Source organism: Salibaculum sp. (assembly GCF_035270045.1).
Lineage (GTDB): Bacteria > Pseudomonadota > Alphaproteobacteria > Rhodobacterales > Rhodobacteraceae > Salibaculum.
Genome location: NZ_DATFIP010000004.1, coordinates 13,873 through 28,723, shown reverse-complemented (window position 1 = coordinate 28,723; position 14,851 = coordinate 13,873). Strand labels below are relative to the sequence as shown.

17 protein-coding genes are annotated in these 14,851 nt (G+C 64.4%); all 17 read right to left on the bottom strand.

From position 1 onward, the window contains the following. Positions 1 to 21: 21 nt before the first annotated feature. The 17 genes from VJ897_RS00855 to ribB all read right to left on the bottom strand — a co-directional run bounded on the left by VJ897_RS00855 (position 22) and on the right by ribB (position 14,651). On the bottom strand, positions 22 to 777 hold the full coding sequence (locus VJ897_RS00855; RefSeq protein ID WP_324052339.1) for a TIGR02186 family protein: 756 nt from the start codon (positions 775 to 777) through the stop codon (positions 22 to 24). Beyond that, positions 777 to 1,700, bottom strand: a complete 924-nt coding sequence (locus VJ897_RS00850; RefSeq protein ID WP_324052472.1) for a sulfite exporter TauE/SafE family protein — start codon at positions 1,698 to 1,700, stop codon at positions 777 to 779. Before VJ897_RS00850 ends, VJ897_RS00855 begins: the two co-directional genes overlap by 1 nt. 58 nt (positions 1,701 to 1,758) lie before the next feature. Beyond that, the gene (locus VJ897_RS00845) at positions 1,759 to 2,562 is read right to left on the bottom strand and encodes a purine-nucleoside phosphorylase (protein ID WP_324052337.1); all 804 of its coding nucleotides are present in this window, start codon (positions 2,560 to 2,562) and stop codon (positions 1,759 to 1,761) included. Further along, entirely contained in the window at positions 2,546 to 3,514 is a 969-nt protein-coding gene (locus VJ897_RS00840; RefSeq protein ID WP_324052335.1) for an ABC transporter permease, read from the bottom strand. Before VJ897_RS00840 ends, VJ897_RS00845 begins: the two co-directional genes overlap by 17 nt. Beyond that, entirely contained in the window at positions 3,514 to 4,614 is a 1,101-nt protein-coding gene (locus VJ897_RS00835; protein WP_324052334.1) for an ABC transporter permease, read from the bottom strand. The genes VJ897_RS00840 and VJ897_RS00835 overlap by 1 nt, the downstream gene beginning before the upstream one ends. Before the next feature lie 2 nt (positions 4,615 to 4,616). After that, positions 4,617 to 6,221, bottom strand: a complete 1,605-nt coding sequence (locus VJ897_RS00830; RefSeq protein WP_324052332.1) for an ABC transporter ATP-binding protein — start codon at positions 6,219 to 6,221, stop codon at positions 4,617 to 4,619. A gap of 96 nt (positions 6,222 to 6,317) precedes the next feature. Next, on the bottom strand, positions 6,318 to 7,319 hold the full coding sequence (locus VJ897_RS00825) for a BMP family lipoprotein (RefSeq protein ID WP_324052471.1): 1,002 nt from the start codon (positions 7,317 to 7,319) through the stop codon (positions 6,318 to 6,320). A gap of 158 nt (positions 7,320 to 7,477) precedes the next feature. Further along, on the bottom strand, positions 7,478 to 7,888 hold the full coding sequence (locus tag VJ897_RS00820; RefSeq protein ID WP_324052330.1) for a GNAT family N-acetyltransferase: 411 nt from the start codon (positions 7,886 to 7,888) through the stop codon (positions 7,478 to 7,480). Further along, positions 7,885 to 8,463 carry a tRNA (adenosine(37)-N6)-threonylcarbamoyltransferase complex dimerization subunit type 1 TsaB gene (gene tsaB / locus VJ897_RS00815; protein WP_324052328.1) on the bottom strand — a complete coding sequence of 193 codons (579 nt, stop codon included), beginning with the start codon at positions 8,461 to 8,463 and terminating at the stop codon, positions 7,885 to 7,887. Before tsaB ends, VJ897_RS00820 begins: the two co-directional genes overlap by 4 nt. A gap of 19 nt (positions 8,464 to 8,482) precedes the next feature. Further along, positions 8,483 to 9,043, bottom strand: a complete 561-nt coding sequence (locus VJ897_RS00810; RefSeq protein ID WP_324052327.1) for a NifU family protein — start codon at positions 9,041 to 9,043, stop codon at positions 8,483 to 8,485. Between the two features lie 167 nt (positions 9,044 to 9,210). Then, positions 9,211 to 9,549, bottom strand: coding sequence for a hypothetical protein (locus VJ897_RS00805; protein WP_324052325.1), 339 nt, complete (start codon positions 9,547 to 9,549; stop codon positions 9,211 to 9,213). A gap of 271 nt (positions 9,550 to 9,820) precedes the next feature. Continuing rightward, positions 9,821 to 10,276 (bottom strand): universal stress protein, encoded by a 456-nt coding sequence (locus VJ897_RS00800; RefSeq protein WP_324052323.1) that lies wholly within the window; start codon positions 10,274 to 10,276, stop codon positions 9,821 to 9,823. A gap of 57 nt (positions 10,277 to 10,333) precedes the next feature. Next, a complete protein-coding gene (locus VJ897_RS00795; protein WP_324052321.1) occupies positions 10,334 to 11,413 on the bottom strand; it encodes a hypothetical protein in 1,080 nt (359 codons plus the stop codon). Further along, the gene (locus tag VJ897_RS00790; protein ID WP_324052319.1) at positions 11,413 to 12,273 is read right to left on the bottom strand and encodes a branched-chain amino acid aminotransferase; all 861 of its coding nucleotides are present in this window, start codon (positions 12,271 to 12,273) and stop codon (positions 11,413 to 11,415) included. Before VJ897_RS00790 ends, VJ897_RS00795 begins: the two co-directional genes overlap by 1 nt. A 239-nt stretch (positions 12,274 to 12,512) precedes the next feature. After that, positions 12,513 to 12,980 carry a transcription antitermination factor NusB gene (gene nusB, locus VJ897_RS00785; RefSeq protein ID WP_324052317.1) on the bottom strand — a complete coding sequence of 156 codons (468 nt, stop codon included), beginning with the start codon at positions 12,978 to 12,980 and terminating at the stop codon, positions 12,513 to 12,515. A 16-nt stretch (positions 12,981 to 12,996) separates the two neighbouring features. Continuing rightward, positions 12,997 to 13,521: a 6,7-dimethyl-8-ribityllumazine synthase gene (locus VJ897_RS00780; protein ID WP_324052316.1), complete on the bottom strand. Its 525-nt coding sequence runs from the start codon at positions 13,519 to 13,521 to the stop codon at positions 12,997 to 12,999. Further along, complete coding sequence (gene ribB, locus VJ897_RS00775; protein WP_324052315.1) at positions 13,521 to 14,651, bottom strand: 3,4-dihydroxy-2-butanone-4-phosphate synthase; 1,131 nt, start codon at positions 14,649 to 14,651, stop codon at positions 13,521 to 13,523. The genes VJ897_RS00780 and ribB overlap by 1 nt, the downstream gene beginning before the upstream one ends. Between the last annotated feature and the right edge of the window lie 200 nt (positions 14,652 to 14,851).

Genomic DNA, 14,851 nt, shown 5'->3' with positions numbered 1-14,851 from the left:
ACGAGAAGGTGTCGCCCGGTCCTAGCGTTGCAGCAGGCGGAACCCGGTCGAGGCCCCCCATCCGGCCGCAACGGCAATTGCCAGGGCCATCAACCCGTAAAGCAGCGGCTGGTTTCGCGACAGCTCGTAGAGCCAGCGTTCCAGCCCAACCTTGTTGACCGCGATCTCGGTCTCGTAGACATCCACGATGCTCCCGTCCCGGGTCAAAAAGATGCGCGTGCGATAGGGGCCCTCGGTCAGGTTCGCGGGCAAGGTGACCTGGCCACGGAACAGCGTGTCCTCTTCCAGGTCCACGGAATTCTCAAGCACCTGGTAAAGCCCCGCCCGTTCGCGGATACGGATCAGCGCCCTGGTGAAGGCTTCGGAGTCCTTGACGTTCATCGGCGCACCGACCGAGCGGATCGCCCGCGGGATGGTGATGTCGTTGCGCAGATCCTCGACCGCGCTCAGGGCCTCGTCCAGCGGCGCCGAACTGAGCACCGCGTAAAAGGACGGCGCTGCGTCAACCTCGACCGCGTCGACGTTGGCCCAGATGCCCGCGACCCGTTCCTTGCGGCGCACGGTGACGGGTTCGGATGGACCGGCAAGGGCGATGATGACCTCCAGCTCCGTATCGGCTGGGATCGGTGCCTCGCGCTTGATGGCGCCAAAGATCAGGATGTTGGAGCCGTCGAAGGTGGCCGTGATCGCCACCTCGTCGCGCGACAGGCCCAGAACCACCTTTTCCGCACGCAGCGGTGTGGCCAGCACCAGCAAGAGCAGGACCCACCGCAGCATCACTCCCCCCCCGCAGTACCGAGCGAATAGAGCTCGGACGGCGTCAGCAGCAGGTCCAGCGCCAGCTTGCCACATACGAAAAGCACCAGGGCCGCGAGCAGGATGCGCAGTTGTTCCGCCTTCAGGCGCGTGCCGATCCGCGTGCCGAACTGGGCGCCGACCACGCCGCCCAGCAAGAGCAGCAGTGCCAGCACCACGTCGACCGTTTGGTTCGTGGCCGCGTGCAGCACCGTCGTGAAACCGGCGACGAAAATGATCTGGAACAGCGACGTGCCGATGACGACCTTGGTCGGCATGCCCAGCAGGTAGATCATTGCGGGAACCATGATAAAGCCCCCGCCTACCCCCATGACCGCGGCCAGCATGCCCACGGCGACCCCCACCAAGACCGGAGGGATCACAGAGATATAAAGGCCCGAGACCCGGAACTTGATCTTGATCGGCAGGGCATGGACCCAGGTGTGCTTTCGGCGCTGCGGCACTGCACCGCCGCCCTGCATCCGGCTGCGCTGGATCGCGCGCAGGCTTTCGACAAGCATCATGAAGCCGACGATACCGAGGAAAACGACGTAGCAGAGATTGACCAGAAGATCGACCTGGCCCATCTCCTTGAGGTAATTGAAAACTCCAACGCCCAGTGCCGACCCGGCAAGGCCGCCGACCAACAAGACGCCCCCCATCCGGAAGTCCACGTTCCGCCGCCGGATATGCGCCATCAGACCCGAAACCGAGGACGCCACAATCTGGTTGGCCGACGTCGCCACAGCCACGGCGGGCGGGATACCGACGATGAACAGAAGCGGCGTGATCAGGAACCCTCCGCCCACGCCGAACATGCCCGAAAGGACACCCACCATTCCGCCGAGCCCCAGAAGGAGAGCGGCGTTCACCGACACCTCGGCTATCGGAAGGTAGATCAACATATCCCAAATAGTCATGCCACAGGGGCAAGCGCAACTCAAAGGTCGGAAAAACCGGGCGTTACAGCGACCTCAGAAGCCCCCGCAGGACCTTTTCCAGCTTGGCCGCCCCCAATGGTGCCATGGCCTTGGTATGGTCATGGCTGATCGCCTCGTCGCTCATCCCGGCGGCCATGTTGGTGATAGTCGAGATCGCGGCACAGCGCAGGCCCAGAAACCGGCCCAGGATCACCTCGGGCACGGTGGACATGCCCACCGCATCGGCCCCCAGGGCGCGGATCGCGCGAATCTCGGCCGGGGTCTCGAAGGACGGGCCGGAATACCAGGCATAGACGCCGTCATGCAGGCTGATCCCCTCGGCCTTGGCCGCATCGTGCAGCGCGGCGCGGAAATCGGGATCATAGGCATCCATCATCGGCACGAAGCGAGCCTCGGTCGGCTCGCCGATCAGCGGGTTGAGTCCCGAGAAATTGATATGATCGGACAGGCACATGATCTCGCCCGTCGTCATGTCCGGGTCCAGTGACCCGGCGGCATTCGTGGCGATCATCGCCTCGGCGCCCAGTGCCGCGAGCACCTCCAGCGGCAGGCGCATGATGTCGCCCCGCCCTGTTTCGTAATAATGCGCGCGCCCGCCGAAGACGGCGACGCGCTGTCCTTCCAACTGACCGATCACCAATTGCGGGACGTGGCCCGACACGCCCGCCGGGGGAAAACCTTCCAGCTCGTCATAGGGGATCGAGACGCCGTCGACCGCGCCGGACAGATGCCCCAGCCCCGAGCCGAGGATCAGCCCCAGCCGCACCGGGGCGTCGCCTGTGACCTCACGGATGGTCGCGGCCAGGTCCTCAGCGTTCCTTGACATAGGGCTGTCCGATCGAGGCAGGTGGCATGGCCCGGCCAATGAAGCCGCCCAGGATGATGACCGTCAGGATGTAGGGCAGCGTCTGCGTGAACTGCACCGGGATGGTGAACAGGCCGAAGACGTCGATATTGGGGTAAAGGTTCGAAATGGCCTCCAGCAGGCCGAACAGAAGGCAGGCCCCCATGGCATGGATCGGCCGCCACTTGGCGAAGATCAGTGCGGCCAAGGCGATGTAACCCCGCCCGGCGGTCATCTCCTTGCCGAACCCGGCCGCCTGCGACGTGGACAGGTAGGCCCCGGCAATACCGCAGAGCAGCCCGGTGATCATCAGGGCCTTGAACCGCATCCCGATAACCGAGACCCCGGCCGTGTCCACTGACGACGGGTTCTCGCCCACAGCGCGCAGACGCAGACCGAACCGGGTCCGAAACAGCACCCACCAGACCAACGGAACCGCCAGGAAGGCCACGTAGACCAGCGGCTTGTGCCCCGAGATCAGCTCGGAATAGATGGGGCCCAGCAGCGGCACGTCGCTCAGGGCATCGGCAAACGGCAGGGTAATCTCGCTGAAGCGGGCGGACCCGGCCAGCACTGGCGTCTGTCCACCCTGCCTGTAGATCGCGTCGCCCACAACGACCGTAAGCCCCGAGGCGAAGAAATTCAGCGCGACGCCGGAAATGATCTGGTCCCCGCGATAGAGGATCGAGGCGACACCGTGGATCATGGCAAAGACCAGCGACGCAGCCATGCCCGCGGCCAGCCCGACCCAGACCGAGCCGGATTCGTAGGCGATGGCGGCGGCCACGAAGGCCGAGATCAGCATCTTGCCCTCCAGCCCGATGTCGACGATGCCCGAGCGTTCGGAAAACAGCCCGGCAAGGCAGGCCAGCAACAGGACGGTCGAAAGCCGCAGGGTGGAATCGAGCGTCAGCAGGAATTGCAGGAAATCCATCACGCGGCCCCCTTGTTGTGCAGGCGCAGGAAGATGCGTTCGATCGGATCACGCGTCATGTTCACCAGCGCCCCGGTGAAGATGATGATCAGCGCCTGGATCACCAGCACCATCTCGCGGCTGATCTCGGGCATTTCCCACATCAGTTCGAACCCGCCCTGGTTCAGCATCCCGAACAGGAAAGCCGCCAGGACGATGCCGAAGGGATGATTGCGCCCCATCAACGAAACAGCGATTCCCATGAACCCGGCCCCCTCGACGAAATCCTTGATCAACCGTTCCTGTTGGCCCATCACCGAGTTGATCGCCATCATCCCGGCCAGCGCCCCGGAAATCAGCATGGCGATGATCGTGACCCGGACCGAGGAGATCCCCGCGTAGAGCGTCGCACCCGGTGAATTGCCGAAGGCGCGGATCTCGTAGCCGATGCGCGAGCGCCAGATCAGCAGCCAGACCAGCACCGCGGCGGCGATGGCCAACAGGAAGCTGATGTTGGCCGGGGCGGACTTGTTGAAGGCGATGCCGAAGGGTTGCAGCATCTCGTGGAAGGTGGGCAAGCTCGCCCCGTCGCCGAAGCTGGGCGATTCCGGAACCTGCTGGCCCGGCTTCTTGAGCGCCCCGTTGAGCAGGTACCCGATGACCGCGGCCCCGATGAAGTTGAACATGATTGTCGTGATCACGATATGGCTGCCGCGTTTGGCTTGCAGGTAGGCCGGGATCGCCGCCCAACCGGCACCGAAGACGCTGGCCCCGATCACCGCCGCGGGAAGTGCCAGCGTCCAGTGCGGCCAATCCACGGCCAGCAGCACCAGCGCGGCGCCCAGTCCGCCGATCGCCGCCTGTCCCTCGCCGCCGATATTGAACAGCTTGGCGTTCATGGCCACGGCGAAGGCCAGCCCGGTGAAGATGAAATTGGTCGTGTAATAGAGCGTGTAGCCGATGCTGCTGGTGGACCCCAGCGCGCCCTTGACCATGAAATACATCATGTCGAAGGGATTCTGTCCGATTGCCAGCACCACCAGCCCCGCCACGATGAAGGCCAGCGCGATGTTGATCAGCGGCACCAGGACCACATCCGCCCAGCGGGGAAGTTCGGTCATTCTCAGCCCTCCTTGCGCGCCGCGCCGCCGGCCCCGGCCAACTGCGCCTCGACCTCGGCGACGGAATGCTCGCCGTCGGTATCGGTGATCCCGGCCATCAGCAGGCCGAGTTCCTTTTCATCCGTCTCGTCGGGCATCCGCTCGCCCATGATGCGACCATCGAACATGACGGCGATGCGATCCGACAGCCCCAGAATCTCGTCCAGTTCCACCGAGACCAGCAGGATCGCCTTGCCCTCGTCGCGCAGCTCGATGATGCGCTGGTGGATGAACTCGATAGCGCCGATATCGACGCCGCGGGTGGGCTGGCCGACCAGCAGCAGGTCCGGGTTGCGCTCGATCTCGCGCGCCAGCACCAGTTTCTGCTGGTTGCCGCCTGAAAAGCTCTTGGCGGCAAGGTCGGGATTGGGCGGCCGCACATCGAACCTGTCCATCTTGGCCTGCGTGTCCTCGCGAATCACCTTGTTGTCCATCAGCAGGCGATTCTTCTGGTAGGCCGGATCGTGGTGATAGCCGAAGGCCATGTTCTCCCAAGCCTGGAAATTCATGATCAGCCCCTCGTTCTGGCGATCCTCAGGGACATGGGAAATGCCGCGGGCGCGGCGGCTCTGGCCATCGGAATGGGCGCCGGTCAGGTCGATCGGGGCGCCGTTCACGAGGATCTCGCCGGTGGCTTTCTCGTAGCCGCCCAACACCTCGAGAAGTTCCGACTGGCCGTTCCCCGCGACCCCGGCCAGCCCCAGGATCTCGCCGCCGCGGATGTCGAAGCTGACGTCCTTGATACGGTGCACGCCCGCGCTGTCGGTGACGTTCAGGTGACGCACTTGGACGACGGTGTCGCGCGGCTTTGCCGGGGTCTTGTCCACCCGCAGCAGGACCTTGCGGCCGACCATGAGCTCGGCCAGCGCGGCCGGGTCGGTTTCCGACGTCTTGACCGTCGCGGTCATCTCGCCACGGCGCATGACACTGACGGTGTCGGTGATTTCCATGATCTCGCGCAGTTTGTGCGTGATCATTATGATCGTCTTTCCCTCGTCCTTGAGCCGGGCGAGGATCCGGAACAGTTGATCGGCCTCGGCCGGGGTCAGCACGCCGGTTGGCTCGTCGAGGATCAGGATGTCCGCCTGTCGGTAAAGCGCCTTGAGGATTTCCACCCGCTGCTGCATCCCCACGCCGATCTCCTCGATCAACGCATCGGGGTCCACGTTCAGCCCGTAGTCGCGGGCCAGGGTGGTCAGTTCGTCCCGCGCCTTGACCAGCGAGGGCGTCAGCATCTCGCCGTCCTCGGCCCCCAGGACAACATTTTCCAGCACGGTGAATACTTTGACCAGCTTGAAATGCTGAAAGACCATGCCGATTCCGGCGCGGATGGCGGCTTGGCTGTCGGGGATCTCGATCTTCTGGCCGTTGATGAATATCTCGCCGCTGTCGGCCTTGTAGAAGCCGTAGAGGATCGACATCAGCGTGGATTTGCCCGCGCCGTTTTCGCCGATGATGCCGTGGATCGTGCCAGGCATGACCCGGATCGAGATATCCTTGTTGGCCTGGACCGGGCCGAACGACTTGGAGACGCCCTTCAATTCGATGGCGGGTGCGGTCTCGGTCATGACACTCCTTCCCCCGGGGCGCTGCACTGGCCCTAGCGCGCGAGGCCGCGCCGATCTCTCAGCGCGGCCCCGGCGATCCTTGCCCGTGGCCGATGCTCAGAAGTTCAGAACCGGGCAGCTTTCATTGCTGTTGTAGTTGTGAACCTCGATCTCGCCCGCAGCGATCTTCGCAGCAGCCTCGTCGACGGCGGCCTGCATCTCTTCGCTGACCAGTTCGGCGTTATTCTCGTCCAGAGCGTAGCCCACGCCGCCGTTGTCCAGCGTCATGATCTTGATCTGGCCGGTCTCGATGTCCGCGCCGCCGGTCATGAAGCTCTGGTAGACGACGTTGTCGACACGCTTCATCATCGAGGTCAGGACTTGGCCGGGGTGCAGGTAATTCTGGTTGCTGTCGACGCCGATGGACAGGATGTCCTCGTCCGCGGCCGTTTGCAACACACCAACGCCGGTGCCGCCGGCGGCCGCATAGACCACGTCGGCGCCCTGGCTGATCTGGGCCAGGGTCAACTCGGAGCCCTTCACCGGGTCGTTCCAGGCAGCCGGGGTGGTGCCGGTCATATTGGCGATGACTTCGGTGTCCTCGTTCACGGCCTTCACGCCCTGGGCATAGCCACAGGCAAAGTTGCGGATCAGCGGGATGTCCATGCCGCCAATGAAGCCCACCGTATCGGTCTCGGAGGCCATGGCCGCCATCATGCCGACCAGGTAGGAGCCCTGCTCCTCGGCAAAGAGCACTGATTGCACGTTCTCGGCTTCAACCACGCCGTCAATGATCACGAAGCTGGTCTCGGGATACTCGGGCGCGATTTCCGACAGCGGGGTCGCCCAGGAAAAGCCGGCCATTACGATCGGGTTGTTGCCGTTCTCGGCAAAGCGGCGGATCGCCTGTTCGCGCTGAGCGTCCGAGGTGATCTCGAACTCGTTGTAGGATTCGCCGGTTTCCTCAGCCCAGCGCTGGGCGCCGTTGTGCGCGGATTCGTTGAAGGACTTGTCGAATTTCCCGCCGAGGTCGAAGATCAGGGCGGGATCGGCCAGGGCGGCGCCGGCGGACAAGGCCAGTGCGGCGCTCGCGCCAAGGAATTTCGTCATGAGGGTCATGTATTTCTCCCAGGTTTTCATTGTCCGGCACGGCCCCGTGGGCCAGCGCCGCAGTGAAGCGAGCCTTTCGCTGTCATGTGCAATTTAGGCAACGGGCACGGGCGGCGGTCAACCGGTTTTTGCACCGCAGCGGAACCGAAGGCCGGCCTGACGCCGGGTCAGAGGTGCTTTTCGAGCATCAGCGCATCCATGGCCGGCCCGGTTGGGCGGCGATAATACCCCCGGCGTTCTGCAAAAGGACGGTAGCCCAGCGCGGCATAGAGTCCGCGACCCGCGTCATTGTCGGCGGCCACCTCGAGGATGACGCGGCAGGCCCCCGCCTGCCGTGCGGCATTTTCGAAATCGTCCAGTCGTCCGCGGGCCAGGCCGCGGCGACGATGCGCGGGGTCTGTCAGCACGAGAAAGACCTCGGCCTCTCCGGCCACCACCTGCCCGATGACACACGCCCTCCCGTCGCCAAGCAAGAGCGCACCGGGGTGCGCCAAGAGCGCGGCAAACTCGGCCTCGGACCACGGCCGGGCATCCGGCATGGCCCGGGCCATCAAGGCCGCCAAGGCCACCGGTGTCATGACAGGATCACGGGGCCGGGATCGCGTGACGGGGCGGCGTCGGCGGGGCGCGCATAACAGGGTACCGGGCGGGGCAAGGCATCACCAGCAGCGAGACGCGCCGCCGCAATACGCCCCATGGCGGAAAGGACGGCAGGCCAGTCCGGGGCGGTTGCGGTTCCCGGCTCCAGCCGGACAGACGACGCCGACACCTCGAAGCTTTGCCGGTAGACCCGGTCGCGCGGGGCGGGAAGCGCCACTTCGACCGGCCGGGGTCGGCCATGGGCCAGGGCCTCAAGCGTGGTGACACCGATGGCCGGAACATCCAGCCCCAGCGCAAGCCCGCGCGCGGCGCTGACGGAAATCCGGATGCCGGTGAAGTTGCCGGGGCCCGTGCCCACGGCCAGGGCCGAAAGGTCGGACCAGCCCAGACCGGCGCCAGCCAGAACCTCTTCGAGCAACCCCATGAGCCGTTCGCCCTGGCCGCGCGCCATGTCCTCGATGTGCAGGGCGACAATGTCGTCAGCACACAGCAAAGCGGCGGCGCAATGCGCCGCCGATGTATCGAAGGCAAGGACTCTCGGGGCGGGCCTCATTGTCGATCCGGGCGTATGCTCAGGCCGCGACGGGCCGGACCTCGATCACCTCGGGGATGTAGTGGCGCAGCAGGTTCTCGATGCCCATCTTGAGCGTCAGCGTCGACGAGGGGCAGCCAGCGCAGGCCCCCTGCATGTGCAGGTAGACAATGCCGCGATCAAAACCATGAAAGGTGATGTCGCCACCGTCTTGAGCAACCGCAGGACGCACGCGTGTGTCCAGCAGATCCTTGATCTGGTCCACGATCTGACCGTCCTCGCCGTCGTGATCGGCATGGGCCGACGCCGCGCGTTCGCCCTCGATCACCGGGGCCCCGGACTGGTAGTGTTCCATTATGGCGCCGAGGATGGCGGGCTTCACATGGTCCCATTCCACGGCGTCCTGCTTGGTGACGGTCACGAAATCGGTGCCGAAGAACACACCGGTCACGCCCTCGACCGCGAAGATCCGGCGGGCCAGCGGGCTGCTTCCCGCAGCATCGGAACTGGGAAAATCCGCGGTACCGCTGTCCAGCACGGCTTGGCCGGGCAGGAATTTGAGGGTGGCGGGGTTCGGGGTGGATTCAGTCTGTATGAACATCGGGTCTAATCCTTATCGCGCAAGTCAGATATGCGACCACAGGCCGCCGAAGTCAAGACAATTTAGAACGGTTCCAATCTGCAAGTGGCGCCCTCGCCGTAAAAAGGGGCCAGTCCCACAGGACCGGCCCCGAAGACGTGCACCCGTAACGTGACGGGGCGAGCGCCTTACATTTCTTCGAGATCGATCTCGGTCATCGCGGCGGCCTCGCCATCGATCATGACCACGGCCATCACGTCACCGCGCGGCTGCTCGCTCAAGTCGACGCGAACGTTGGAGTTGGCGCCCGCCGCTAGCTGTTCGGTGGCCAGCAGATCGCCACGCTCGCCGGTGTGATAATCATAGACTTCCAGCACCGCAGCGCTGTCGGTGGTCACCGTCTCGATCATGAGCGTTGCGTCCTCGTCCATTTCGCCGGTGATGCCGAAATAGGTCTCGGCCGTTGCCATTCCGGCGGTGGTCAGAAGTGCGGCGGCAGAGGCATAGATCCATTTCTTGGCAAACATGTCTGTTTCCTTTCTGCCCGTTTCGGGCGGATTGGGTCCTTTCAAAAACCGCAACCGTTCGTTGCGGCTTGTCAGGGAGGTGGGGCGCCGCACCCGGGCGGAAAAGGGGGGCAGCGGTCACGAAGTCTTCATCCGGATTTGATCACGCAACCCATTGAAAAAACGTGCAGAATACAAATCGGAAGCGGGGAACCGGTCCAGCGAAGGCGCGTCGAGGTGGTCGTCGCGAATTCCGGGTTTCACGCCGCCTCACGTGACAGGTGGACAGCGGTCAAGTGATCGCTTCCAAGCGTTCCTTGGACATGTCACCGGGCACGATGGTGATGGGAATAGGCAGCGACCCAGCGTTCTTGGTCAGTTGCGTGACCAGCGGACCGGGGCCCTTCTTGTCGGTGCCCGCCCCGAGGACCAGCACGCCGATCTCCGGGTCTTCCTTGACCTGCGCCAGGATTTCGGAGACCGCCTCGCCTTCGCGGATGACAAGTTCGGGGTCGATGTCCTGCTTGTCACGCATCCACTTGGCGAAGACCTCGAAATGCACCTCGATGCGCTCACGGGCCTCGGCGCGCATGACCTCACCGACGCCGATCCAGTGATTGAATTCGTCCGGCGGGATGATCGACAGGATCTGGACCCCACCCCCCGAACGGGCCGCCCGCATGGCGGCAAAGCGCATGGCGTTGAGGCATTCGCGGCTGTCATCCAGGATCACAAGGAACTTGCGCATCGGTACCCTCCCGTTTCGAGATGAGACATTGGCCCAAGGTGCGTCGTCGCGCAATGGTCAAGGCAAAGGTCGCTGCCTGGGTCGCAGAAGTCGCCGCAAGTAGCGCCAGAGTCGATTCCCCAATTGCTGCCCAATGAAGCCGGCCACCTGTGCAGCTAGCAGACCAAGGGCAGCGGCGGCGCTGATCGCGAGATCGCCCAGGCGCACGGCGGCACTGAACACGCGTCGTTTTCCCAAAACTTCGAGCCGTGAACGGGTGGCTGGTCCTGCAGCATCGGAAACCCTTGCAAGGCGCGCGGCATCTCTTGGTCCATCCACGAACTTCATGAGGGCAATGGCATCGGCAGCAGACGTATTCCGGGCGACACCTGACAAGGACCCACCAATGACGGAAAGCTCGTCCAATTTGGCGGTATCGACCATCGCTTCCGGGCCAATACGCAGGCGCACCAGATCGCCCATCCGGTCCCATTTGACCGCACCCTGGACAAGAGCGGCAAGACGGCGGACCAGAGCGGGCGTCAACGTGCCGACCCTTCGCGCGGCGCGCACAAAGGTGGTCGCGATCTTGACCGTGTAGCTCGAGCCGCCGGTTCCCATGGTGGCCGTTGTCGCCCCAAGACCAACGACAGCCAACCCAAGGTCAAGACGATCTACGCTTTCACCTTCAAGATATGTGAACCCGGCACGGCGCACAGCGTTCAGGTCACCCGCCGGGGTCATCTCGACGGTCACGCCGCAGAGGCCCATCTGGGTCAGACTCTCGCATGATCTCAGATCAATGGCACAGCGGACACATGACAACCCTCTTTCAATGGGACCTGACCTTTCCGCTTCGAAGGCCTCAATCCGGTCCAAGAGGTTCGGCGGCAGATCATGCCCAAACTCATGCGAGAGATCGAGGGTCAGACTAAGTCGATCCAGGTCTTCAGCTTGCAGTGCCGCCTCGGCTTCGGCTGCCAGCCAGGCCGGCGTCACCTCACGCTGCATCATGGCGTCGAGTCGCAGACGAAGCTGATCCGAGCTGCGTTCCAAAATGGGATCGGTGAAGGGCGAAAGCGTCAGAAGCCAAACCGCGGCAAGGCAGGTGAGGAAGAAGGGCGCCAGACGCAGGCAAAGCCACGCAACGCGCCTCATCACATGCTTGCGGCCCAGTCCCAGTACAGGTCGCGCGTGCGGCGAGTGACGGGGCCGACTTCGTATGAGGTATCGTCGAAAGCCGAGACCGGCGTCACCTTCTGCATGTTGCCGGACAGGAAAACCTCGTCGGCCTGCCGCGCGTCCTCGACGGTCAGCACCGTTTCATGAACGGTGACGCCGTCGGCACGCAGGTTCGCGATATGGCGGGCGCGCGTGATCCCGGCCAGAAATGTGCCGTTGGGGATGGGAGTGAAGACCTCGCCATCCTTCACCAGAAAGACGTTGGCGGTGGCGCTTTCGGCCAGGTTGCCCATGGCATCGGCCACAAGCGCATTCTGGAAGCCGCGGCTGCGCGCCTCGGCCAGCATCCGGGCATTGTTGGGATAAAGGCAGGCCGCCTTGGCGTTGACGACCGCGTCCTCCAGCACCGGGCGGCGAAAGCGTGTGGTCGTCACGCCGATTGCATGATCGGCGGGCGGCATGGGGACCTCTTCGAGACAGATGGCAAAGCCCGGCGCGCCCTCGCCCGGCACGATCGCGGCCATGCCGCAGGCCAGCCCCCAGTACATGGGACGGATGTAGACCGCGGCGCCCGGAGGATAGGCCGCGAGGCCCTCGCGGACGATTTCCACCATGTCACGCGTGGTCACGGTCGGGACGAGCATCAGCGCCTCGGCCGAGCGGTTGACCCGTGCGCAGTGCTTGTCGAGGTCGGGCGCCAGGCCATTCACGAACCGCGCCCCGTCAAAGACATTGGAGCCCAGCCAGGCGCCGTGATCGGCCCCCTTGATGACCGGGATATCGCCATCGTGCCAGGCCCCGTCGAAATAGGTACTGATATTGGTTCCGGTCGCCATCGGCTCCCCCGTCGTGGTGTCCGGGCGACGTTAGGCGGCGCCCTGCGGAAGGTCCAACGAAAATGCGCCCGGGCGGGGAACCCGGGCGCTCTCAGGGGGTGCCGGCACTGGCCAAACGAGGACGGCCAGATGCCCGCGGCCCTGTGATCACCGCGGGACAGGCGGATGACCAGGATGCTCAGGATGGGGTGAGTCGGATTCAGTTTTGTGAAGATTGGCCCGTCGCGGGCGACAAGCAGTCAGAATGCCTCGGGGCGCGCCGCGCGCGCCATGTGGTCGAGCACGGCATTGACGAACTTGGGCTCTTCCCCCTCGGGAAAGAAAGCACGCGCCACGTCCACGTACTCATTGATGACGACCCGGGGCGGCGCGTCGTCGCCCGTGAGTTCGGCCCCGGCGGCCCGGAACAGGGCGCGCAGGGTCGGGTCGATCCGCGCGATGGGCCACTTGGCGACCAGTGCCCGGTCGGTGGATTGGTCGATCCGGGCCTGGTGGTTGATGGCCCCGTCCAGGATCGCGCGAAAGAAGTCGAGGTCGCCCTCGGCCATCTCGACCCCTTCGTAAGTCGCGCCGAAGCGGTGCGCCTCGAATTCACGGGTGATTCCTTCGACGGTCTGACCGCTGCTTTCCATCTGGAACAGGGCCTGCACGGCATAGAGCCGTGCGGCGGACCGCATCCGGCGTTTCTGGTTGTTGGACAGGGTCATGTCAGCCCGCGCTGTTTTAATCCGTGGAACCTGCCGAAAGGACGTCTCTGGTGAAACCGACGCCCTTGTCGACGCGGCCCCACTTACGGGTAAGGGCGATCAGGTGCAAGGCCGCCCCGGCGGCACCGCCACCCTTGTTCTGATCAGAGGGGTCGGCACGCACCGCGGCCTGGTCATGGGTTTCCACCGTGAGGATACCGTTACCAATACAAAGCCCCTGAAGCCCCAGCAATTGAAGGGCACGGGAGCTGTCATTGCAAACCGTCTCGTAATGCGTGGTCTCGCCCCGGATCACGCAGCCCAGCGCCACGTAGCCATCGAAATCGCTCATCCGCCCGGCGATGCCCACGGCAGGCGCGATTTCCAGTGCGCCAGGGACCTCGACTGTTTCGTGGGTGCCGCCGGCCTTTTCGATCGCGGCCCGGGCGCCGGCCAGCAGGTTGTCGGCGATGTCCTTGTAATAGGGTGCGATGACGATCAGCAGCTTCGGCGCCTCGTCGAAGGTGGGAAGGTCGAGGACATGATGCGATGTGCCAGCCATCAGCCAAGCTCCGATATCTTGCGGGTTCCAACGATTTCCAGCCCATAGGCCTCCAGCCCGACGACCTTGGGCTTGGGCGAATTGGTCAGCAGGACGATATCCGACAATCCCAGAGAGGACAGGATCTGCGCGCCAAGCCCGTATTGGCGCAGCGTCTTGGGGCTGACCTCGTCGCCCGCATCCATCTTCATCGAGGTATCGCGCAAGAGCACGACCACGCCGCGCCCCTCTTCGGCGACTGCCCGCATGGCATCGCCGAATTCATCGGCACGTCCCTTGGGGCCGGTGCCGACCACGTCAAGCATGGGGTCCATCGCGTGCATCCGCACCAGGACCGGGCCACCGCCCGAGATATCCCCCTTGGTCAGCACGATGTGTTCGTCGCCGTGGGTCTCGTCGGTATAGACGCGCATCTGCCATTCCCCGCCGAACTCGCTCTCGATGGTCTCTTCCTTGCACACCTTGACGAGATTGTCGTTGCGGCGGCGATAGGCGATCAGGTCGGAAATGGTGCCGATCTTCAGGTTGTGCTTCTGGGCAAAGGCCACCAGGTCGGGCAACCGCGCCATGGAGCCGTCTTCGTTCATGATCTCGCAGATCACGCCGCTGTCGTTCAGCCCCGCCAGCCGGGCGATGTCCACGGCGGCCTCGGTATGGCCCGCGCGGACCAGCACCCCCCCGTCGCGGGCGCGCAGCGGAAAGACATGGCCTGGCGTGGCGATGTCCTGCGGCCCCTTGGAAGGGTCGATGGCCACGGCCACGGTTCGCGCCCGGTCGGCGGCGGAAATGCCGGTGGTCACGCCCTCGCGCGCCTCGATGGAAATGGTGAAAGCGGTTTCGTGGCGGCTGCTGTTGTTGGTCGACATCAACTCCAGCCCAAGCGAGTCGATCCGCTTGCCCGGCAGGGACAGGCAGATCAGCCCCCGCCCATTGGCGGCCATGAAGTTGATCGCATCCGGCGTTGCCATCTGGGCCGGAATTACCAGGTCGCCCTCGTTCTCGCGATCCTCGTGATCGACGAGAATGAACATCCGGCCATTGCGAGCGTCGTCGATAATCTCCCCGATCGGGGAAATGGCATCACCCCAGTCCTGTTCTACCGGGCCGGGGGCTTCGAAACTTTGCATCATGACAGCGGTCCTTTTAGGTGTCCGGATACCAAATAGCGGGTCGACGGCGGTTTTGGAAGGGCCGGATGGGACCTCCGCGCGCGATGGATGAAGAACCCCTGTCAGCATCGACGGGGTCACGCGAACGGTCCTCGCGGGTTCCTGCAAGGCCCGGTTGCAGGTCGGGGATATGGCCAGGCGGGTGCCGGATGCCGCCGTGC